The organism is Achromobacter sp. JD417, from assembly GCF_041879325.1.
Classification (GTDB): domain Bacteria; phylum Pseudomonadota; class Gammaproteobacteria; order Burkholderiales; family Burkholderiaceae_B; genus Achromobacter; species Achromobacter mucicolens.
In genome coordinates this window covers 2,056,766-2,078,500 of sequence record NZ_CP087159.1, presented here as the reverse complement: position 1 = coordinate 2,078,500, position 21,735 = coordinate 2,056,766, and the positions used below count along the sequence as shown (strand labels likewise).

Here is a 21,735-nt window from a genome sequence, read left to right as displayed (position 1 = left end):
CGCGCCCTGCGGCGGGGCGGGATGGAAAATGAAAGAGCCCTTCATCGTGAAGGGCTCTTTTTTTGTCAGCTTGCTTGGAAGGGTGTCAGACACCCGGCGGAAAGGGTCGTCTGCTTGCGGTCGACTCCACGGGTTTCTGACACCCGGTTCAGTCACTGCCGCGAAGGACGAATCAAGCCGGGCCGAGGGCGTCCAGATCGACGGGCAAGGCGCGGTTCAGCGCCGAGGCCACCTTGATGCGGAGCGCGTTGGAATGCGCGCGGCGCACCTCGCGTTTCACATCCAGGAGCTGCTGCGGGTGCATGGAGAACTCGGTCAGACCCAGGCCAAGCAGCAGGCGCGTCATGCGCGAATCGCCCGCCATTTCGCCGCAGACGGCGACCGGCTTGCCCGCGCGTTCGCCCGCATTGATGGTGTTGGCGACCAGGCGCAGCACCGCCGGATGCAGCGGATCGTACAGCGACGCCACGTCGTGGTCGCCCCGGTCGATGGCAAGCGTGTACTGGATCAGGTCATTGGTGCCGATGGACAGGAAATCCAGCGCCTGGGCAAAGGGTTCGATCGCGATGGCGATCGCGGGCACCTCGACCATCGCCCCCACTTCCATGTGTGGCGCATAGGCCTGGCCACGGGCATCGAGTTCGCGGCGGGCGGATTCGATGGCGGCCTTGGCAGCCACGACTTCGTGCATGTGCGCGATCATCGGGATCAAGAGGCGAACCGGGCCGTGGGCTGACGCCCGGAGGATGGCGCGCAGCTGAGTCGCGAACATCTCGGGACGCGCCAGGCAATAGCGGATGGCGCGCTGTCCCAGGGCGGGGTTGGTGGCCACGGTGGCCTCGCCGTCCAGCGTCTTGTCCGAGCCGATGTCCAGCGTACGGATCGTGACCGGACGGCCGGCCATCACCTTGACGACAGACGCATAGGCCTCGTACTGCTCTTCTTCGCCGGGCAGGTCTGGCCGGCCCATGAAGAGGAATTCGCTGCGAAAGAGTCCGATGCCGTGCGCGCCAGACGCCAGCGCCAGCGCGGCTTCGTCCGGCAGCTCGATGTTGGCGTGCAGCACGATGTCGATGCCGTCCAGCGTGACGGAGGGCTCGTCGCGCAGGAGGCTGAGCTCGGCGCGCTCGTCTGCGTACGCGGCCTGGCGGCGGCGGTATTCCTGCAGGATACGGTCGGACGGGTTGACCACCACCGCCCCGACCGAGCCGTCGATGATCAGCATGTCGCCGTCGCGAACGAGCTCGCGCACGTTGCCCATGGCGACCACGGCGGGCACGCCCATGCTGCGCGCCACGATCGCGGTGTGAGACGTCGGGCCGCCCAGGTCGGTGACGAAGGCGGCGAACCGGCCGCCGCGCAGCCGCAGCATGTCGGCGGGAGAGATATCGTGCGCCACCACCACCAGGGCATCGTCGCCGCCCATGTGGGACATGTCGGGCAGGATCGCCGACGTGCCGGCCAGGACGTGCAGCACGCGCTCGATCACCTGGCGCACATCCGCCCCGCGCTCGCGCAGGTACTCGTCTTCCATGGCGTCGAACTGCTGCCCCAGGATCTGGCCCTGCGTCGTCAGTGCCCATTCGGCGTTGTAGTGACGCTCGGCGATCAGGGCAAGCGTCTGTTCGGCCAGAAGCGGATCGCCCAGGAGCAGGCTGTGCACATTGAGCATCGCGCCCAGTTCGCGCGGCGCGTCGGCCGGAAGCGTGTCGGCCAGTTGCAGCAATTCCTGCTGCGCCGACGCCAGCGCTTCGGTCAGGCGTGCGCTCTCGGCGGGCACGTCTTCCGGAGAGATCCGGTAGTGCGCCACTTCAAGGGCGGCAGCGCCCATGACCACGGCGCGGCCGATGGCGTACCCCTTGGCGACGCCCTTGCCGTACAGACACACAACGGGGCTGGCAGAGCCAGCCCCGTGGGGCGCGCCAGCAGCGGGCGCGCCGGTCGCGGGTGCACGCGAACCGGCCCGAGCCGGGCCGGCAGCTTCAGAAGACGTTTTATTCCTGCTCACCGAATTTGCTGTCGAACAGAGTTTCGATTTCGGACAAGGCCTGCTCGGCATCGCTGCCGGAAGCCTCGAGCTTGACCGTGACGCCCAGACCGGCCGCCAGCATCATGACGCCCATGATGCTCTTGGCGTTCACGCGCTGCGCACCGCGCGAAATGAAGATTTCGCTGGAAAACTTGCTGGCAAGCTGCGTCAGCTTGGCCGCGGCCCGAGCGTGCAATCCCAGTTTGTTGCTGATGACAATGTCAGTATTAGGCATAGGAAAGATGGTGACCGCGGACCATGCCGCAGTGTTGATCGCAGCCAATCGTCGAACCGATCGTCGGCTTGAAATAATAGCCGACATAATAGGGCAATTTTCCGCCCGTCAGTCTACCCGCAAGACACCCTGCACGCCGCCGGCAAGCGCCTTTTCGCGGGTTTCAGCCAATGGCAGGTTGCGGTATGTCAACGCGCGCAACAGCATCGGGGTGTTGAGACCCGCGAGTACACAGCACTGAATGCCCTGGGCCTGCGCGTCGGCGACCGCGCGCTTGGAAATATTGGCGGGGGTGGCGCCGATGAGGTCTGTCAGCACCAGCACGCCCGCGCCGTGGTCCTGTTCGAGGATGTCTTTCAGGACATCCGGCGCCAGGTCGTCCGGCTGATCTTCGGGCTGGATGTCGTGAATAGCCAGCATGCCGTCCAGATCGCCCATGACGTGGCTCGCGCATTCGCGCATTGCGGCGCCCAGGGGCGCATGCACGACGATCACAATACCCGTGGTCATGTCGGTTCCGGAAAATCAGGCTGCAACGGCGGCAGCGCCTGCAGCCTTGGCCGCCACCGCTTTCTCGAGCGCCTGCACGAACATGCCGGCCACATCGAACCCGGTCTGCTCGGCAATTTCGACGAAACAGGTGGGGCTGGTGACGTTGACTTCGGTGACGAAGTCGCCGATGACGTCCAGGCCAACCAGAAGCAGGCCGCGGGCGGCCAGCTTGGGCGCCACGGCTTCGGCGATCTGGCGGTCCCGGGGGGAGAGTTCCTGGGCGACGCCGCGGCCGCCGGCGGCCAGATTGCCGCGCGTTTCGCCTGCCAACGGGATGCGCGCGAGCGAATACGGCACGGGTTCACCGCCGATCAGCAGGATGCGCTTGTCGCCCTTGACGATGTCCGGAATGAAGCGCTGCGCCATGATGGTGCGCGCGCCGTTGTCGGTCAGCGTTTCCAGGATGGCGTTCAGGTTGGGGTCCTTGGGCTGCAGGCGGAACACGCCCGTGCCGCCCATGCCGTCCAACGGCTTGACGATGACATCCTGGTGCTTGTCATGGAACGCCTTGAGGCGAGCCATGTTGCGGGTCACCAGCGTCGGGGCGGTGAACTCGCTGATTTCGGTGATGGCCAGTTTTTCCGGGTGGTTGCGGATGGCCGCGCCGCCGTTGAACACGCAGGCACCCTGCGCCTCGGCATATTCGAGCAGATGCGTGGAATACACGTATTCCATGTCGAACGGGGGGTCTTTGCGCATCACAACCGCGCCAAAATCCGCCAGCGGCAGATCCTGAGGGGCGGATTCGCGCCACCAGTCGTGGCCGTGCAGGTCGGCATCGCCGACGAGCTCGATCGGGGTGGTCTGCGCCTTGACGACGCCCGCCTCGATGTAGAGGTCGCCCTGCATGGCCACGCTGAGCGTATGGCCGCGCGCCACGAGGGCACGCATCATGGCGACCGAACTATCCTTGTACGCCTTGAGAAGCGGCAAGGGATCCAAAACGAACAAAACGTGCATCGCGACACCCTGAACGGACGCCGCCTCCCCTGATGGGAAGGCGGCTATGCTTTGTGACATCGTAGCGTAGAGCCAGCCAATAAGCGAACCCGCCGGTCACGAGACGGACACGGCGGGTTGCAGGAATGGGCGGCTGGGCCCTGCCTGTCGGTACGGCTGGGACTCAGGCGGCCGATTCAGGCTTGCCTGCAGGCACAGCCTTCTTTTTCGGCGCCAGCACCATGACCATCTGACGGCCTTCGAGCTTGGGCATGGCTTCGACCTGGGCAAGCTCCAGGAGATCGTCGCGCACGCGTTCAAGGACGCGCATGCCAAGTTCCTGGTGAGCCATTTCGCGGCCGCGGAAGCGCAGCGTGACCTTGGCCTTGTCGCCTTCCTCGAGGAAGCGGCGCAGGTTGCGCAGCTTGACCTGATAGTCGCCCTCGTCGGTCGCCGGGCGGAACTTGACTTCCTTGACCTGGATGACCTTCTGCTTGGAGCGGGCTTCGGCCTGGCGCTTTTGCTCTTGGTACTTGAACTTGCCGTAGTCCATCAAACGGCAGACCGGGGGCTCGGCGTTCGGCGCGATTTCCACCAGATCCACGTCGTTTTGCTCGGAAAGACGGAAGGCGTCGGCAATCTTGACGATGCCCAGCTGTTCTCCGTCCAGACCTATCAGGCGCACCTCGGGGACGCGGATTTCACCGTTGATGCGATTGGCTTTTTCAGTGGCGATGTTGAAAGCTCCTAGAAATGTTAAGCAGCGCTGCTATCAAGTCGGTTGGACGTCGCGGCGGGCGGCCACGTCGTCGGACAACCGGGAAACGAAGTCGTCGAAGGGGATGGCGCCAAGGTCCAGGCCGCCCAGTCCGCGTACGGCAACAGTGCCGTTTTGCTTTTCCTTGTCGCCGACGACAAGAATGTACGGCACCTTTTGCAGGCTGTGTTCCCGGATTTTACGAGTGATTTTTTCACCGCGCAAATCGGACTCGACTCTAAAGCCTTGTTTTTTCAGGCTTTGCGTGATTTGCGCCGCATAATCGGCCGAAGGTTCGGAAATGCAGCACACAACTGCTTGCACAGGCGCCAACCACGGCGGCATGGCGCCGGCGTGGTTTTCGATCAACATGCCGATGAAGCGCTCGAGAGAACCGAGGATCGCGCGGTGCAGCATGACGGGCGGGCGGCGCTGGTCGTTCTGGTCCACGTACTCGGCGCCCAGGCGCACGGGCATGGAGAAGTCGACCTGAATCGTGCCGCACTGCCAGTGACGGCCGATGGCGTCCTTGAGGGTGTATTCGACCTTCGGGCCGTAGAAGGCGCCCTCGCCCGGCGAGATTTCGAATTCGCAGCCCGTGCGGCGCAGGCTTTCCATCAGGGCGGCTTCAGCCGTATCCCAGACTTCGTCCGTGCCGATCCGCTTTTCAGGGCGGGTAGCGACCTTGTACAGGACTTCGGTAAAGCCGAAATCGCGGTAGACCTTCTGCAGCAGCGCCGTGAAATCGGCGCATTCGTCCTGCAGTTGCTCTTCGGTACAGAAGATGTGACCGTCGTCCTGCGTAAAGCCGCGCACGCGCATCATGCCGTGCAGCGAGCCGGAGGGCTCGTTGCGGTGGCATTGGCCGAATTCGCCGTAGCGCAGGGGCAGTTCGCGGTAGGAGTGCAGGCCCGCATTGAAGATCTGCACGTGGCCCGGGCAGTTCATCGGCTTCAGGCCATAGACGCGGTTTTCGGACTCGGTCGTGAACATGTTTTCACGGTAGTTGTCCCAGTGGCCCGTCTTCTTCCAGAGCGAAATATCCAGGATCTGCGGCGCCTTGACTTCCTGGTAGCCGTTGTCGCGGTACACGCTGCGCATGTACTGCTCGACCTGCTGCCACAGGGTCCAGCCCTTGGGGTGCCAGAAGATCAGGCCCGGGGCTTCGTCCTGGAAGTGGAACAGGTCGAGTTCGCGGCCGATCTTGCGGTGGTCGCGGCGCTCGGCCTCTTCGAGCATGTGCAGGTAGGCTTCCTGTTCTTCCTTGGTCGCCCAGGCGGTGCCGTAGATGCGCTGGAGCATCTCGTTCTTGCTGTCGCCGCGCCAGTAGGCGCCGGCCACCTTCATCAGCTTGAAGACCTTGAGCTTGCCGGTGGACGGCACGTGCGGGCCGCGGCACAGGTCGATGAAGTCGCCTTCGCGGTACAGGCTGAGCGTCTCGTTGGACGGGATCGAGGCGATGATTTCCGCCTTGTACTTTTCGCCGATGCCCTTGAAAAATTCGACGGCGTCGTCGCGCGACCATTCTTCGCGAGTGACGATTTCGTCCTTCTTGGCCAGTTCGGCCATCTTCTTTTCGATGGCGGTCAGGTCTTCGGGCGTGAAGGGGCGCTTGTACGAGAAGTCGTAGTAGAAGCCGTTGTCGATCACGGGGCCGATGGTGACCTGGGCGTCCGGGAAGAGCTCTTTGACGGCGTAAGCCAGCAGGTGAGCCGTCGAGTGGCGGATCAGATCCAGGCCGTCCGCGTCCTTGGCCGTCACGATGGCCAGCCGGGCGTCTTGCGCGATGCGGAAACTGGTGTCGACGAGCTTGGATTCCGCGCCGTCGAACGTCACGCGGCCGCCCAGGGCAGCCTTCGCCAGGCCCGTACCGATCGATTGCGCCACGTCGGCGACCGTGACCGGTGCCGGGAATTGGCGCTGCGAACCATCGGGCAATGTGATCTGTACCATCGGGAGTGCTTCCTGGGGTTCTTGGAACTGAAAAACGAAAACAGAAACGAAAAACGCGGCTTCAAAGCCGCGTTCATTTGATTGTCTTGATGAGTCCTACCGCTGACCTGACACGGTGAAACCCGACGCACGAAAAAACTAACGCGACATGGGGCGAAAGTTCCGGGTCGTAGTTCGTGCGGGCGGGAAAAGCATGTTTTGAGCCTGTGGGTGCGCGCGCGATGCGCAGCGCAAATCAAGGTGCAGCAAGACAAATGCAGCCGAAATAGCTGCATGGATCGTTGCCGATTGTAGCACCGTTTGCGCCCTGCCCGTGGCGAAAACGCCACGGAGGATTGCAGGGCGACGCGGGGGACCGCAACGGATCAATTGCGCCGAGTGCATCGGTCTGATTTTGCCTCGTTTGGCGACCCAAACGCGCGCCGACCACGTAATCTGCCCACCAATTTCAGGGCTGCTCAAGGAAACGCGCCACGCGACCGCCCCTCGTGGCCGCCCGGATTGCCCTGAACCCCCATCCGATCGTGGAGCAACGATGAATTGCGTTTCAGAGACTGCAAGCCAGATGACCGGCGGCTCGCTTCACGGCCCGTTTATCGCGCCGGAGGACGGCTTTGAAACCCGAAAGCACCTGCTGCTGTCGCGGCCGCCGCCCGTCATCCGGGTCGCGGTCCTGGACGACCATCCCGTGGTGGCGTTGGGCATCGGCGCGTTCCTCGAAAGCCGGCCTGGCTTTCATGTTGTTCATCGCGAAACCTCCGCGCGCGCGTTGCTGGAAAAACTGGCGAAGCAGCCGTGCGACGTCGCGCTCATCGATTTCTATCTGCCGCTGGAACCCTGCGACGGCGTCAACTATCTGCGGCGGGTGCGCCGCTACCACCCCAGCATGGCGGTCATCACGTTTTCGGCCGGCAACCGGCAAGAGACCGAGTACGCGGCATACCGCGCCGGCGCCGCCGGCTATCTGGCAAAGCAATGGGGGCTGGTCTTGCTGCCGGACATGATCCGCGGCGTCATCGAGGCCAAGGCGCCCTTTCTGACGGTAGAGGACGGAAAGATCCGCTGCATGGAGCCGACGGCGCCGCACGCGCTGTTGACGACTTCGGAAGTGGAAATCCTGCGCCACATCAGGCAGGGGATGTCGGTGACGCAGATCGCCGAACGGCTGGTGCGCAGCAAGAAGACAGTCAGCACGCACAAGCGCCGCGCCATGCGCAAATTGGGACTGTCCGATGATTTGTCGCTGGCGCTGTACCTGCGCGACAAGTTTGCCGAATGAGCGCGCGGCGCCCTGGCCGCGCGCCGCTCAGATGATGCGGGAGTACCTGGCGGTCGGCATGGCCGAGCGCAGGTATTTGTCGAAGGTCATGGCCACCGCCCGCACGAAATACCAACCCAGGCCGGTAACGCGCAGTTCTCCGAGGTGCAGGTTCACCAGGCCCAGTTCGGCCAGGCTGGCCATCTGCGAGAGCTCTCGGCTGAAGTAGTCGCCGAACTGCAGGCCGTGCTTGGTTTCGATCCGCGAGAAGTCCACCCGGCCTTGGCACATGATGTCCATGATGACCTCGCGGCGGACCAGGTCGTCGGCGCTGAGCGTCAGGCCGCGCTCGACTGCGAACGTTCCGGATTCGATGGCCGCGTAGTATTCGTCAAGGATCTTCGCGTTCTGGCTGTAGGTGTCGCCAATGCGTCCGATGGCCGACACGCCCAGCGCGATGAGGTCGCGATCCGGCTGCGTGCTGTATCCCTGGAAATTGCGGTGCAGTTCACCGCGTTGCTTGGCAATGGCCAGCGCGTCGGTGTTCAGCGCGAAATGGTCCATGCCAATGTAGGTGTAGCCCTGGTTCAGGAAGCCCTGAATGGCCGAACTGAGCAGGCCAACGCGCGTCTCGCGATCGGGCAGGTCTGCTTCGTTGATGCGGCGCTGCGGCTTGAAGCGTTCGGGCAGGTGCGCGTAGGCGTAGAGCGCAATGCGGTCGGGGCGCAGCGCGATGACCTGTTCGATCGTGCGGGCAAACGACGCCGCGGTTTGCAGCGGCAGGCCATAGATGAGATCGACGTTGACCGACGCATAGCCCAATGCCCTGGCGCTGTGCATCAGCGCGGCGACGTCGTCGAAAGACTGAACCCGATGCACCGCCACCTGCACCCGTTCGTCGAAATCCTGCACGCCGAAGCTCAGGCGGTTAAAGCCCAACTGCTGCAGAAACGCCAGCCGCTCGGGCGTTGCAGTGCGCGGATCGACTTCGACGGAGATTTCGGCGTCGGGCTGGAACTGGAAGGCGCCGCGCAGATCGCCCATCAGGCGCGCCAGTTCCTCGTTGGACAGGAAAGTGGGCGTGCCGCCCCCGAAATGCAGCTGCGACACCGGCACGCCGGGGCCGAGTTCTTGCACGTGCAAGGCGATTTCGCGGGACAGGGCATCCAGGTAGCGGGCGGCTCGGTCATGGTGGCGGGTCACCACCTTGTTACAGGCGCAGTAATAACAGACCGATTCGCAGAACGGGATGTGTACGTAGAGCGACAGCGGCTCGGCCGGACTGGTTGCGCGCCGCTGTTGCAAGGCAAGCCGGTAGTCTTGTTCGGCGAAGCCCCCGTGGTAGCGGTCCGCCGTGGGATACGAGGTGTATCGCGGCCCGTTCTTGTCCAACCGGGCCAGCAGTTGGGGAGGAAAAAACGGCTCGGCGGTGGCGGGCGCCGGCGATTCCAACGATTGAGGGCGTAGAGCGGCTTGCATAACCCGGATTATTCGCCTGCCCCGCGCCCTTCACATTGATCTTGCGCAAACCGAGCGCAACGCATCTGCCGTTGGGCAAGCTTTGCCGGGCCGTTACCGGCCCGCGCCCTGCCCCGTAAAATGCCGCGATTCCCGCAGCAAACAAGGACCCCTAATGGAAACCGAACTGGAAGGCCGTCTGCTGGCCATGCGCCAGGCGCTGGCGATTGCGATCGCCCTATCCACCCGCAGCAGCCCCCAGGCCACCGACATGGCGCTGGAACTGCTGGGCGACCTGAAAGCCAATCTGGACAACACGCCGGCGGACAGCCCCTTCGACAAACCGGAATGGGTGATGGGCGCGCACGACGAACTGGACGGCATCGCCCGGCTGGTTCGCGCTTTCACGCAGACGCCCGAACCGGACGACGAAGCGTAGCAAACCCGGCATCCCGCCGCCCTGCCCCGGCGGCGGACCGCAAAGGGCCGGCCCACTGGCCTGACCACCAGACGAACAGCGGTGGAATCCCTCACATCGTTTTCCCTGAAAGCGCCAGTTTTCCCTTTTGTTTCAATGGCGAGGTGCCTATATTGGTGGCCTGACCACCAGGCCAAGCCCCCGCCCGATGAGCACCTTCCAAGCCGTCGCCGTCACCCGTCTGTATCGCATGATCGCCGACCAGATCGCCGGACGGATCCGGGCCGGCGACTTCCCGCGCGGGCGGCGTTTGCCATCGGAGCGGGACCTGGCCGAACAACTGCAGGTCAGCCGCGCGTCGATCCGCGAAGCGCTGATCGCGCTTGAAATCGAGGGCTATGTCGAGGTCCGCGTGGGCACCGGCGTGTTCGTGGCGGACAAGGAAGGCGCCGGCTTGGCGGCCGCCGCCGGAACACCGCCCAGCGCGGCGCAGGGCGTCGACGACATCGGACCGTTCGACCTGCTGGAAGCGCGCCTCATCATCGAACCCGAATGCGCGGGCATGGCGGCGCAGCATGCCACGGCCGCCCAGCTGGCGGCCATCCTCGACGCCCACGACGGCATGTCCCTGACGGATTCGCCAGGCCGGCATGACCGGGAGTTTCACGGCGCGATCGCCGCCGCCTGCGGCAACGCCGCGCTGGCCGCTGCCGTCGCCCATCTGTGGAACCTGACCCAATCCAGCTCGGTGTACCGGCGGATGCAGGACTATTTCGTCGATGCCAAGGTGTGGGCCGTGGCCCACGCAGAACACCAGCGCATCCTGACCGCGATCGTGGCGCGCGACCCCATTCGTGCGCGGCACGCCATGCACGCACACCTGCTTGGCATCCTGGCGCGCCTGCGCGAGGACTTTGGCGACGTTTCCCACCCCCGAGGCGACCTATGACGACACCCCCTCTGTCCATCAACGGCAACCGGCTGTGGCAGTCCCTGATGGATCTTGCGCAGATCGGCGCGACGCCCAAGGGCGGCAACTGCCGCCTGGCGCTCACCGCGCTCGATGGCCAGGGCCGCGATCTGGTGACCGGCTGGATGCGCGAGGCCGGCATGACGGTGCGGGTGGATCAGGTGGGCAACATCTTCGCCCGGCGCGCGGGCCGCAATGACAGCCTGCCGCCCGTGATGACGGGCAGCCATATCGACACCCAGCCCACCGGCGGCAAGTTCGACGGCTGCTACGGGGTGCTGGCCGGCCTTGAAGTGATCCGCACGCTCAATGACGCGGGCGTGACGACCGAGGCCCCGCTGGAAGTGGCCATCTGGACCAACGAGGAAGGCTCGCGCTTCGTGCCCGTGATGATGGGATCGGGCGTCTTTGCCGGCAAATTTCCGCTGGAAACCGCGTTGTCGGCCCGCGACGCGCAGGGCATCAGCGTGCGCGACGAACTTCAGGCCATTGGTTACGCCGGCGCCGACCCCGTCGGCGGGCGCCCGGTGGACGCCTACTTCGAGGCGCATATCGAACAGGGTCCGATCCTGGAACACGAGGAAAAGACCGTCGGCGTCGTGACGGGGTCGCTGGGCCTGCGCTGGTACGACGTCACCGTGACCGGCATGGAAATGCACGCCGGCCCCACACCCATGCCGATCCGCCGCGACGCGCTCTTCGCCACAAGCTTCCTGCTGCAGGCCGTGGTGAACATTGCCAACACCCATCAGCCTCATGGGCGCGGAACCGTGGGCGAGATCCACGCGTATCCGGGATCGCGCAACGTCATTCCGGGGCAGGTCCGTTTCACGACCGACCTACGCCACGAAGATGAAGCGACGCTGGACCGCATGGACCGGGACTGGCGGCGCATCTGCGACGACATTGCGGTCGCGCACGGCGTTCGCGTCGACGTGAAGGACGTGCAGTATTTTCCGCCCACGCCATTCGATCCCGATCTGGTCGACAAGGTGCGCAAGGGCGCCGCGGACCGCGGCCTGCCCGCCATGAACATCGTCACGGGCGCCGGACACGATGCCGTCTACATGGCTGCCGTGGCGCCCACCGCGATGATCTTCGTGCCGTGCAAGGACGGCATCAGCCACAACGAAATCGAAGACGCCCGGCCCGAGCATCTGGAAGCCGGCTGCAACGTGTTGCTCGACGCCATGGTGGCGCGAGCCAATGCGCCCCAAGCCGCCACCGCAGACATGGCCAAGCACCACTGAATTCTCCGCATTGGTGCGCGGCGCCTTAACCAGCACCTGAACGAAGCATTGTTGCAGCAGCTCCACCCCGCAGTACCCGAGAAACGCAGGTGGCATGAGGTTTGCTTGATCCGGCACGGCTATCGCCGCGTCCGAGCGGCCGCCTGTCCGACCATTTCCAGCCCGGAGGCTCGCAGTGAAATCGAAAAACTGGTTTTCCCTAAGCATCGGCGCATTGGTCCTTGCGGCCGCGCTGCCCGCCACGCAGGCCTTGGCCCAGACCAAGGGAGGCACGCTGAACATGATCGTGCAGCCCGAACCGCCGGTGATCGTCACGGCCATCAATCAGCAGGGGCCGACGCAATTCGTCGCGGGCAAGATCTACGAGAGCCTGCTGACCTACTCCACCGACCTCAAGCCGCAGCCCGGACTGGCCAAGTCGTGGGAGGCCGCCGCCGATGGGCTGACCTACACCTTCCATCTGCAGGACAACGTGAAGTGGCATGACGGCAAGCCGTTCACGTCCGAGGACGTGGTGTTCTCGCTGGCGGACATGCTGCCCAAGACCCACGCGCGTGCCCGCGTCATCCTGAACAAGTTCGTCGAGTCCGTGCAGGCGCCCGACGCCAAGACGGTGGTCATCAAGCTGAAGACGCCGTTTCCGGCCTTCATGCTGATGTTCGAACCCGGTTTTGCGCCGATGATGCCCAAGCATCTGTACGCCGGCACGGACTACATGACCAACCCGGCCAACCAGAAGCCCGTGGGCACCGGCCCGTTCGTCTTCAAGGAATGGAAGCGCGGCGAATACATCAAGCTGGCCCGCAATCCCGATTACTGGAAGCCGGGCAAGCCGTATCTGGACGAGCTGGTGTTCAACGTGATTCCGGATGCGGCGTCGCGCGCCGTGGCCTTCGAGCGCGGCAGCGTGGACGTGCTGCGCGGCGGCGACGTGGACAACGTCGACATCAAGCGCCTGCGCGGCCTGCCCAACGTGGAATACACGACCGCGGGCTGGGAAATGTTCTCGCCGCAGGCCTACCTGATCTTCAACATGCGTAAGCCGCCCTTCGACAACCTGAAGGTGCGCCAGGCGGTCATGGCGGCCATGAACCGCAACATGGTGGTCAACAACATCTTCTTCGGTCTGGGCAAGGTGTCGACCAGCCCCTTCGTGACCACCGAGATGTTCTACGACAAGAACATGCCGCCGATGCCCTTCGACATGAAGAAGGCGCGCGCGCTGATCAAGGAATCGGGCATCAAGCCCGGCGACTACACGATCCGCCAACTGAGCTTCCCGTATGGCTCGACCTGGGACCGGCTGGGTGAATACACCAAGCAGGCGCTGGAACAGCTGGGCTTCAAGGTGAACGTGGAATCCACCGACGCGGGCGGCTGGGCAAGCCGCACCGGCAACTGGGACTTCGACCTGACCACCACCTTCACGTACCAGTACGGCGACCCCGCGCTCGGCGTGCAGCGCTTGTATATCTCGTCGAACATCGTCAAGGGATCGCCCTTTGCCAATGTGCAGGGCTACAGCAACCCCGAGACCGACAAGCTGTGGGAGGCCGCCGCCTCCGAGGTCGATCCGGCCAAGCGCCAGGCCCTCTACACCCAGATCCAGACGACGCTCGTCAACGAGGTCGCCAATGGCTTCCTGGTCGACATGGAGTTTCCGACCCTGTATCGCGCCAACGTGAAGAACCTGGTCAAGACCGCCATCGGCTTGAACGAATCGTTCGACGACGTCTACATCGAGAAGAAGTAAGCGCCCCCGGGGTGCCGCCGCGGATCCCGTGTCCGCGGCGGCGCCCGGCTGCGCGGCGGGCAGGGTTGCCGCGAGGCACGTCCGTCCTGAAAGGACCCGAGCATGAGATTCCTGTCTTTCCTGCTGTCCCGCATCGGCAAGGCCCTGGTGGTGGTGCTGGGCGTGGTGATCATCAATTTCTTCCTGATACGGCTTGCGCCCGGCGATCCCGCCGCCGTGCTGGCCGGCCAGGCTGGCGCGGGCGATGCCGCCTATGTGGACCAGCTGCGTGTTGCCTTTGGCCTGGACAAGCCCGTCCTGACGCAGCTTTTTCTCTACCTGAAGGGCGTGGTGCAGCTGGATCTGGGCTTTTCCTACCGCAACCACGTGCCGGTGCTGGACCTGATCGTCGAGCGCCTGCCCGCCACGTTCCTCCTGATGTCGTGCGCCTTCGTGTTTTCCATCGTGCTGGGCGTGCTGCTGGGCGTGGTGGCCGCCAAGGCGCGCTACCGCAACAAGCGCCGCTGGATCGACAGCTCGGTGATGACCGGCGCCCTGCTGCTCTACGCCACGCCGCTCTTCTGGCTGTCGCTGATGGGCATCCTGCTGTTTTCGGTGGTGCTGGGCTGGCTGCCGGCCTTCGGCATGGAGACCGTGGGCGCCAACCTGACCGGTTGGGCGCGCGCGGGCGACATCGCCCTGCATCTCATCCTGCCGACCGTGACGCTGGGGTGCTTCTTCATGGCCGTCTACGTGCGGCTGACTCGCGCGTCGATGCTGGAAGTGATCGGCATGGATTTCGTGAAGACGGCGCGCGCCAAGGGCGTGAGCCCCAGCCGCGTGATCCGCGCGCACGTGCTGCGCAACGCGCTGCTGCCGGTCATCACGTTTGCCGGCATCCAGCTGGGGCAGATGGCGGGCGGCGCGGTGCTGACCGAGACCGTCTTCGCGTGGCCCGGCATCGGACGCCTGATGTTCGACGCCCTGCTGCAACGCGACTACCAGCTTCTGCTGGGCATCTTCCTGGTCACCTCCATCATGGTCGTGGTCTTCAACCTGCTGACCGATGTGCTGTACCGCCTGATCGATCCGCGCATCGGCGCGGGTGCGCAGCAAGGAGCCTCCGCATGAAGTCATTCGCCCGACGTTACCTGCGCAACTACGGGGCGGTGGCCGGCCTGGTCATCATGCTGATCGTGGTCGCCGTGGCCCTGGCGGCGCCGCTGCTGTACGAAGAGTCGCCCTGGATGATGGTGGCCGACCCGCTGATCCCGCCGTTCACCAATGCGGACTATCCGTTCGGCACGGACATGCTGGGCCGCGACATCACCGCGGGCCTGGTGTGGGGCGCGCGCGTGTCGCTGATGGTGGGCCTGCTGTCCACCGCCGTGGCGCTGCTCTTTGGCATCGTGGTCGGTTCGATCGCCGGCTACTGCGGCGGCCGCGTGGACGACGCGCTGATGCGGTTCACCGAGTTTTTCCAGACCATTCCGCAACTGGCGATGGCCGTGGTGCTGGTCGCCATCCTGAGCCCGTCGGTCTATTCGATCATGGGCGCCATCGCGGTGGTGTCCTGGCCGCCGGCCGCGCGGCTGGTCCGCTCGGAATTCATGACGCTCAAGCAGCGCGAATTCGTGCAGGCCGCGATCGTCATCGGCCAGACGCCTGCCCGCATCGTGGGCACGCAGATCCTGCCCAATGCCATGTCGCCCATCATCGTGTCGGCCTCGTTCATGGTGGCGACCGCGATCCTGACGGAGTCGTCGCTGTCGTTTCTGGGCCTGGGCGACCGCAACCTGATGAGCTGGGGTTTCATGATCGGCGCGGCGCGCACCATGATCCGCGAGGCCTGGTGGATGAGCGTGTGGCCCGGGGTCGCCATCTTGCTGACCGTGCTGGCCATCAACCTGATCGGCGAAGGCCTGAACGACGCCCTCAACCCGCAACTGCGCAAGCGCGGCGAATAGGAGGCCGGCATGAATGAAAACCTGACAACCCCGCCGCTCCTGTCGATCCAGAATCTGACCATCGCATTGCCCAAGGGCGGCGACCGTCCTTATGCTGTGCAAGACGTCTCGTACGACATTCGCGCCGGTGAAATCCTGTGCATCGTGGGCGAATCGGGCTCGGGCAAGTCGATGAGCGCCAACGCCATCATGGGGCTGCTGCCCGATTACCTGACCCCGCAGGACGGCCGCATCCTGTTCCGCGGCCAGGACCTGCTGCAACTGGACGAACCCGCCCTGCAGGCCATGCGCGGCAAGGACATGGCGATGATCTTCCAGGAGCCGCTGTCGGCCCTGAACCCGCTGATGACGGTGGGCGAACAGATCAGCGAGGTGATGCGCGTGCATAACGCCTACCCCGGCGCAGAACGCTTGAAGCGCACGCTCGAACTGCTGGAGTTCGTCGGCCTGCCGGATCCGGCCACGCTGTATCACGTGTATCCGTTCCGCTTGTCCGGCGGGCAGCGCCAGCGCGTAATGATTGCGATGGCGCTGGCGCTGGAGCCCGCGCTGTTGATCGCCGACGAGCCCACGACCGCCCTGGACGTCACCACCCAGGCGCAGATCCTGGCGTTGATCGCGCGCATCCAGAAGGCAAAAGGCATGGGCGTGATGTTCGTCACGCACGACTTCGGCGTGGTGGCCGAGATCGCCCACCGCGTCGCCGTCATGGAGAAAGGCATTCTGGTGGAGCAAGGCCCGGCCAGCGAGGTGCTCAACCGCCCGCGCCATCCCTACACCCAGCGCCTGATCGCGGCCGTGCCGCATCGGCGCGGCGAGGAGCGCGCCGGACTTGCCGACGACACGCCAGTGCTGGAGGTCAAGGATCTGAAAAAGACCTACGTGATCGGCCACGGCTGGCTGGGCAACAAGCGCCAGGTACACGCGGTGGACGGCGTGAGCTTTGCCGTGCGGCGCGGCGAGACGCTGGGCATCGTGGGGGAATCCGGTTCGGGCAAGTCCACGATCGGCAAATGCCTGCTCAAGCTTGTCGGCATCAATGGCGGCCAGCTGCTCTTTAACGGCCAGGACATCGCCACGCTGCCCGAATCGCGCTTTCGGCCGATGCGGCACGAGATCCAGATGATCTTCCAGGACCCGTTCGCCTCGCTCAATCCCCGGCACACGGTGGGCCGCATCATCAGCGACGGCCCGGTCGCCAATGGCGTCCCGCGCGCGCAAGCCGAAGCCCGGGCGCGCGAACTGCTGTCGCTGGTGGGCATGGACCCGTCCGCCTTTGACCGCTATCCCAACCAGTTTTCGGGCGGCCAGCGCCAGCGCATCGGCATCGCGCGCGCGTTGGCGCTTGAGCCCAAGGTGCTGGTGGCGGACGAATCGGTGTCGGCGCTGGACGTGTCGGTTCAGGCGCAGGTGCTGCAACTGCTGCACGACCTGCAGCAGCGGCTGAAGATTGCGCTGGTGTTCATCACCCATGACCTGCGCGTGGCAGCGCAGATCTGCAATTCGGTGCTGGTCATGCACCGCGGCAAGGTGGTGGAGTACGGATCGCCGTCTCAGATCTTCGACAACCCGCAGCACGCCTACACCCGCCAGCTGATCGCCGCCGTGCCGGGCCAGCATTGGGACCCGACCAAGGCGCAGGCCGCCTGACCGGACATCGCCTCAACATTGAATTCCAGGAGAACCGCTATGCAACGCCCCGCCGCCATCCCCACCGTGCAGATCAACAACGACCTGGTCACCGTCACCGAATGGCGCTTTCCGCCGGGCGGCGAGACGGGCTGGCACCGTCATGGCATGAACTACGTGGTGGTCCCGCAAACCACCGGCCCGCTGCTGCTGGACACGCCCAACGGCCAGGTCACCAGCCAGCTCACCACGGGGGTGGCGTATTACCGCCCGGTGGGCGTCGAACACAACGTCATCAACCCCAGCGACACGGAATTCGTGTTCGTCGAAATCGAACTCAAGCAGGCATGAACCCCACGCATCTGGCAGCGACCGTGACGGTCTGAGCGAGGATATCCATGAAGGCGTTTTTTTCCGAAGAACAATTGCTGCATTCGCCCCGGCAATTCATGCGGCTGGGCCGCATCAGCGCCCCCACCGACCTGCCGTCGCGCGCGGAGAGCCTGCAGCAGGCGCTGGCCGCCCGCGGCGTGAAGGTCGAAGCGCCGTCGGACTATGGCCGCAAGCCGCTTGAACACGTGCACAGCACGGATTATCTGGACTACCTGGAAACCGCCTTTGCGCGCTGGCAGGCCCTGAAGGCGCCGGGCGTCGATCCCGGTCCGGAAGTGCTGCCCAATCTTTCGCCCTACTACAACGGCCGCATCGATGCCGCCGGACGGGGCCCCTGCCCGTCCCCGTCCATCGTGGCGCAAACCGGGTATTACCTGAGCGACCTCGCCTGCCCCATCGGGCCGCAGACCTGGCGCTCAGCGCTGCGGTCCACGCATAGCGCGCTGGCGGCTGCGGACCATGTGGCGAGCGCCGGTGGCGTGGCCTACGCGCTCTCGCGGCCTTCCGGCCACCATGCCCATCGCGACCGCGCCGGCGGCTTCTGCTACCTGAACAACAGCGCCGCCGCGGCAAGCCGCCTGTTGCAGACCTGGTCGAAAGTGGCGGTGCTGGATGTGGATGCACATCATGGCGACGGCACGCAGAACATCTTCTATCACCGGGCGGATGTGATGACCGTCTCGCTGCACGCCGATCCGGCCGGGTATTACCCCTTCTATACCGGCTACGCACACGAGCGCGGGCACGGCGCGGGCGAAGGCTACAACCTGAACCTGCCGCTGGCGCACGGCTGCGGCAACGCGGAATTCCTGCAGGCGCTGGACACCGCGCTCGATGCCTTGGCGGGCTATGCGCCGCAGGCGCTGGTCCTGCCGCTGGGATTCGACACCTACAAGGACGATCCGATCAGCGTGCTCAGGCTGGACATCGATGCGTACCGCGACATCGGCGCGCGCGTCGCCAGTTTGCGCGTGCCCACCGTCGTGGTGCAGGAAGGCGGCTACATGGTCGAGGCGATCGGGCCCGCGCTGGATGCGTTTCTTGAAGGCTTTGGCCGTGGCGGCAAATGAAGGCACGCGCCAGACCGGCGTCCTGCTGTTCTTCGCGGCGCTGGTGGCGTTCGCCACGTTCGATGCGGGCGCCAAGCAGCTTCTGGAACGCTATCCGGCGCCCTTTCTGAACGTGATGCGCTACCTGGCGGTGGTGACGCTGGCGATGGGCATGCTGTGGCGCCACGGCCGCGGCCTGCGGATGCGCGACGCGCCGGAAAAGCCCCTGCTGGTGCTACGCGGCGTCATGCTGGCCACGGTGGCCACGTGCTTCATGACCGCGCTGATCTGGATGCCACTGTCCGAGGCCACCGCCATCTACTTCACCGCCCCGCTCATCATGGTGGCGCTGTCGCCGTGGCTGCTGGGCGAACGCGTCCGGGCGGCGCAATGGGGCGCCGTTGCCGCGGGCTTTGCCGGCATGCTGCTGATCGTGCGGCCCGGCGGCGACCTGCCCCTGCTGGGCACGATGCTGATGGCGGTGTCGGCCGTCAGTTACGCGATCTTCCAGGTGCTGACCCGCAAGCTGTCGAACAAGGTGCCGGGGCCGGTGCAGTATGCGTACACGGCCTTCATCTGCCTGATCGTGACCGCGCTGCCCGCGCCGTTCTTCCTGCCCGATCCCTGGCCCGGAACGGCCGACACCGTCATCATCCTTGCCCTGGGCGCCTGCAGCGGCCTGGCGCAGATCCTGCTGATCGCCGCCTTCCAGCGGGTTCCGGCGGCAACGCTGGCGCCCCTGAACTACTTCCAGTTGCTGCTGGCGCTGGGCTTCAGCACGTTCTGGTTCCAGCGCCCGCCAGACGCGCTGGCGCTGGCGGGCATGGGGCTGATCATGGCGGCCGGGGTCTTTCTGGCACTGCGACCTGTCAGAACGCCATCGACGCCGACAACATGAACGTGCGCGGCGCGCCCAACGCCAGGCTCGACAGCTGAGGCATTCCCCAGTACGCCTTGTTCGTCAGGTTGTTGATGGCGGCGCGCAGCACCACCGGGCGGTCGGCCACCCGCGTGGCGTAGCGCGCGCCCACGTCATACGTCGTGCGTCCGCCCACCGACAGCGAGTTGTCCGCGCTGATGTACTGCTTGGACACCGAGGTCGCGTTGGCCGTTAACGTCAGGCCCTGCACGACCGGCACGTCCCATTCCACGCCGAGCTTGCCCTGCAGCCTCGGGATGCCGGTGGCCTGCTTACCCTCATTGGCCGCAACGGCGGCCTTCGTCACCTTGGGGTCGATGTAGGCGACACCGCCGATGAAGCGCATCCCGCGCATCGGTTCGCCGAAGAAGCCCCATTCCACGCCTTGGTTGCGCTGCTCGCCGCCGAACGAGAAAACGTTGGTGACCGGGTCGGTGTAGCTGCTGGGGCGGTTGATTTCAAAGAGCGCCAGCGTATGGGTGAAGTCGCCCAGGTCGATCTTCAGGCCGATCTCCTTCTGCTTGGTCTTGAAAGGCGCAAAGAGTTCTCCCGCATTCGCCGCAGTGGCCGGCGCCGCCTGGCCCTTGGAGAGGCCTTCGATGTAGTTGGCGTACACCGAGATGTTGCCCGTGGCCTTGACGAGCAGCGCGGCGGCGGGCGTCGTCGCGTGAGCGTCATAGCGGCTGGTGCGTGCGCCGGTGACGACGCTGAAGCTGTCGGTGCGAACCTCTTGGCGGCGCGCTCCCAGCGTCAGTTGCACGCGGTCCTCGGCAAAGGACAAGGTGTCCGCCAGGCCGTAGCTGATCATGCGCGTCTTGCTGTGCATGATCGGCGGGAAAACGCCGGCCGGCTCCGCCCCCCAGACCGGGTGATAAATGTTGGTGACCCAGTCTGCGCCGGGCACCGAGCGGCGGCCATAGTCGTGCTGGTCATCGGAGTAGTACGTGGCGTTCAGCACCCACTGGTGCTTGATCGCGCCGGTCTGCAGCTTGCCGCGCAGGCCCGCGTCGCCGGAGGTCTTTTCAACCTCCATGTTGAGTTGCCCCATCGACGTGCGGAAGTCGCCGGCATTGTTGAACACCTGCGCCGACATGGCGCCGCTGTAGGTGTATTCGGAACGGCTGGTGCCGACGGCCCCATACGCCATCAGCTCGTCGGTGACGTCGAACTCGCCGCGGATCATGGCGCCGCGATCCTGGTTCTTCACGTAGGCCCAATCCGGGTTCAACAGGGTTTCGGGCTTGGGCGGCTTGGGCACGCCGATGCCGGGCGCCAGGTTGATGCCGCGCGTCACGCCGTCGATGCGCTCATCGGTGTCGTAAAGATCTGCGGAGATACGGACCCGCTCGCCGCGCCAGTCCAGGCCCAGCGACGCCAGTTGCGCCCGCTTCTTCTGGTCGTCCACGGGGCCGTCGCCGTTGCGGTACATGCCATTGAACCGGATGCCGAACTGCTGGTTCTCGCCGAAACGGCGTCCCATATCCAGATGCCCGCCGAACTGCGCGTCCGACATGTAGGTGGCGGTCAGGCGCGTCAGAGGATCTGCGCCGGCGCGCTTGGGCACCAGGTTTACCGTGCCGCCAACCGAGCCGCCGGGAGGCATGCCGTTCAGCAAGGCGGACGGGCCTTTCAGCACCTCGATCCGCTCGAACATCTCGGGCGACGTCCGGTAGTAAGGCGCCATGCCGGCCAATCCGTTGAACGTCATGTCGGTGGTGGCGGACGTGAAGCCGCGGATCGAGTAGTTCTCGCTCCATGCACCCGACACGCCGTTGCTGAACACCGACGGATCGGTGCGGGCGATGACGTCGGTGATGTCCTTGGCCTGCAGGTCCTCGATGTACTTTTCCGTGTAGTTGATGACGGAGAATGGCGTGTCCATGAAATCCTTGTCGCCAAGGAAACCCACGCGGCCGCCGTAAGTGACCTGGCCACCGGCGTAGGGCGTTGAGGGCGCCTCCTGCGCTTCGGCCTGGCCGGTGACCGTCACCGTGGGCAGGGTCTTCACACCCGCCTCCTGTTGCGCCCAGACGGGCGTCGCAGCCACGGCGCCCAACGTGAGGCCGAATACGGCGGCGATGAGAGGGTTCAAGGAAAAGGCGGGCTTTGCCTGCCCGGCCTGCAGCGAATGACGTGCGACGCGGCCGTTGTGGCGACGTTTGCTCATGGAATGCTCCGTTCAGTTGAGCTGGGGATCGCCCGGCAATCCAGGCGACTGGGAATCATT

Annotated in this window: 19 protein-coding genes; 11 read left to right on the top strand and 8 right to left on the bottom strand. The window is 65.2% G+C overall.

Going from position 1 to position 21,735, the window contains the following annotated elements:
• Positions 1–172: 172 nt before the first annotated feature.
• The 6 genes from ptsP to thrS form a co-directional block, all read right to left on the bottom strand.
• On the bottom strand, positions 173–1,882 hold the full coding sequence (gene ptsP, locus LN047_RS09470; RefSeq protein ID WP_128828397.1) for a phosphoenolpyruvate--protein phosphotransferase: 1,710 nt from the start codon (positions 1,880–1,882) through the stop codon (positions 173–175).
• A 112-nt stretch (positions 1,883–1,994) separates the two neighbouring features.
• Complete coding sequence (locus LN047_RS09465) at positions 1,995–2,264, bottom strand: HPr family phosphocarrier protein (protein WP_006387993.1); 270 nt, start codon at positions 2,262–2,264, stop codon at positions 1,995–1,997.
• Positions 2,265–2,372: 108 nt separating this feature from the next.
• Entirely contained in the window at positions 2,373–2,774 is a 402-nt protein-coding gene (locus tag LN047_RS09460; protein WP_056315884.1) for a PTS sugar transporter subunit IIA, read from the bottom strand.
• A 15-nt stretch (positions 2,775–2,789) separates the two neighbouring features.
• Positions 2,790–3,776, bottom strand: coding sequence for a glutathione synthase (gene gshB / locus LN047_RS09455; RefSeq protein ID WP_373981585.1), 987 nt, complete (start codon positions 3,774–3,776; stop codon positions 2,790–2,792).
• 163 nt (positions 3,777–3,939) lie between these two features.
• Positions 3,940–4,491, bottom strand: coding sequence for a translation initiation factor IF-3 (gene infC, locus LN047_RS09450; RefSeq protein ID WP_076812461.1), 552 nt, complete (start codon positions 4,489–4,491; stop codon positions 3,940–3,942).
• A 36-nt stretch (positions 4,492–4,527) separates the two neighbouring features.
• Positions 4,528–6,465 (bottom strand): threonine--tRNA ligase, encoded by a 1,938-nt coding sequence (gene thrS / locus LN047_RS09445; protein ID WP_373981584.1) that lies wholly within the window; start codon positions 6,463–6,465, stop codon positions 4,528–4,530.
• Between the two features lie 565 nt (positions 6,466–7,030).
• Between thrS and LN047_RS09440 the strand changes: the two genes are divergently transcribed.
• A complete protein-coding gene (locus LN047_RS09440; protein ID WP_056315872.1) occupies positions 7,031–7,744 on the top strand; it encodes a response regulator transcription factor in 714 nt (237 codons plus the stop codon).
• Between the two features lie 27 nt (positions 7,745–7,771).
• Here LN047_RS09440 and hemN read toward each other — a convergent pair whose 3' ends face one another.
• Positions 7,772–9,202 (bottom strand): oxygen-independent coproporphyrinogen III oxidase, encoded by a 1,431-nt coding sequence (gene hemN / locus LN047_RS09435; RefSeq protein ID WP_373981583.1) that lies wholly within the window; start codon positions 9,200–9,202, stop codon positions 7,772–7,774.
• A 154-nt stretch (positions 9,203–9,356) separates the two neighbouring features.
• On the opposite strand from hemN, the gene LN047_RS09430 reads away from it, so the two are divergent.
• From LN047_RS09430 to LN047_RS09385, 10 genes are all read left to right on the top strand, one after another.
• Positions 9,357–9,620: a hypothetical protein gene (locus LN047_RS09430; protein ID WP_056315870.1), complete on the top strand. Its 264-nt coding sequence runs from the start codon at positions 9,357–9,359 to the stop codon at positions 9,618–9,620.
• Positions 9,621–9,807: 187 nt separating this feature from the next.
• Complete coding sequence (locus LN047_RS09425) at positions 9,808–10,548, top strand: FadR/GntR family transcriptional regulator (RefSeq protein WP_056315868.1); 741 nt, start codon at positions 9,808–9,810, stop codon at positions 10,546–10,548.
• The gene (locus tag LN047_RS09420; protein ID WP_279212845.1) at positions 10,545–11,819 is read left to right on the top strand and encodes a Zn-dependent hydrolase; all 1,275 of its coding nucleotides are present in this window, start codon (positions 10,545–10,547) and stop codon (positions 11,817–11,819) included. The genes LN047_RS09425 and LN047_RS09420 overlap by 4 nt, the downstream gene beginning before the upstream one ends.
• A gap of 175 nt (positions 11,820–11,994) precedes the next feature.
• Positions 11,995–13,572, top strand: coding sequence for an ABC transporter substrate-binding protein (locus LN047_RS09415; RefSeq protein WP_142049603.1), 1,578 nt, complete (start codon positions 11,995–11,997; stop codon positions 13,570–13,572).
• Between the two features lie 102 nt (positions 13,573–13,674).
• Entirely contained in the window at positions 13,675–14,682 is a 1,008-nt protein-coding gene (locus LN047_RS09410; RefSeq protein WP_056315866.1) for an ABC transporter permease, read from the top strand.
• Positions 14,679–15,518, top strand: coding sequence for an ABC transporter permease (locus tag LN047_RS09405; RefSeq protein ID WP_062841887.1), 840 nt, complete (start codon positions 14,679–14,681; stop codon positions 15,516–15,518). Before LN047_RS09410 ends, LN047_RS09405 begins: the two co-directional genes overlap by 4 nt.
• 9 nt (positions 15,519–15,527) lie before the next feature.
• Entirely contained in the window at positions 15,528–17,168 is a 1,641-nt protein-coding gene (locus tag LN047_RS09400; protein WP_373981582.1) for an ABC transporter ATP-binding protein, read from the top strand.
• Between the two features lie 39 nt (positions 17,169–17,207).
• Positions 17,208–17,498 carry a cupin domain-containing protein gene (locus LN047_RS09395; RefSeq protein ID WP_373981581.1) on the top strand — a complete coding sequence of 97 codons (291 nt, stop codon included), beginning with the start codon at positions 17,208–17,210 and terminating at the stop codon, positions 17,496–17,498.
• A 47-nt stretch (positions 17,499–17,545) separates the two neighbouring features.
• Positions 17,546–18,610 carry a histone deacetylase family protein gene (locus tag LN047_RS09390; RefSeq protein ID WP_373981580.1) on the top strand — a complete coding sequence of 355 codons (1,065 nt, stop codon included), beginning with the start codon at positions 17,546–17,548 and terminating at the stop codon, positions 18,608–18,610.
• On the top strand, positions 18,573–19,487 hold the full coding sequence (locus tag LN047_RS09385; protein ID WP_373981579.1) for a DMT family transporter: 915 nt from the start codon (positions 18,573–18,575) through the stop codon (positions 19,485–19,487). Before LN047_RS09390 ends, LN047_RS09385 begins: the two co-directional genes overlap by 38 nt.
• Here LN047_RS09385 and LN047_RS09380 read toward each other — a convergent pair.
• Positions 19,459–21,675, bottom strand: a complete 2,217-nt coding sequence (locus LN047_RS09380; RefSeq protein ID WP_373981578.1) for a TonB-dependent receptor — start codon at positions 21,673–21,675, stop codon at positions 19,459–19,461. The genes LN047_RS09385 and LN047_RS09380 overlap by 29 nt on opposite strands.
• Between the last annotated feature and the right edge of the window lie 60 nt (positions 21,676–21,735).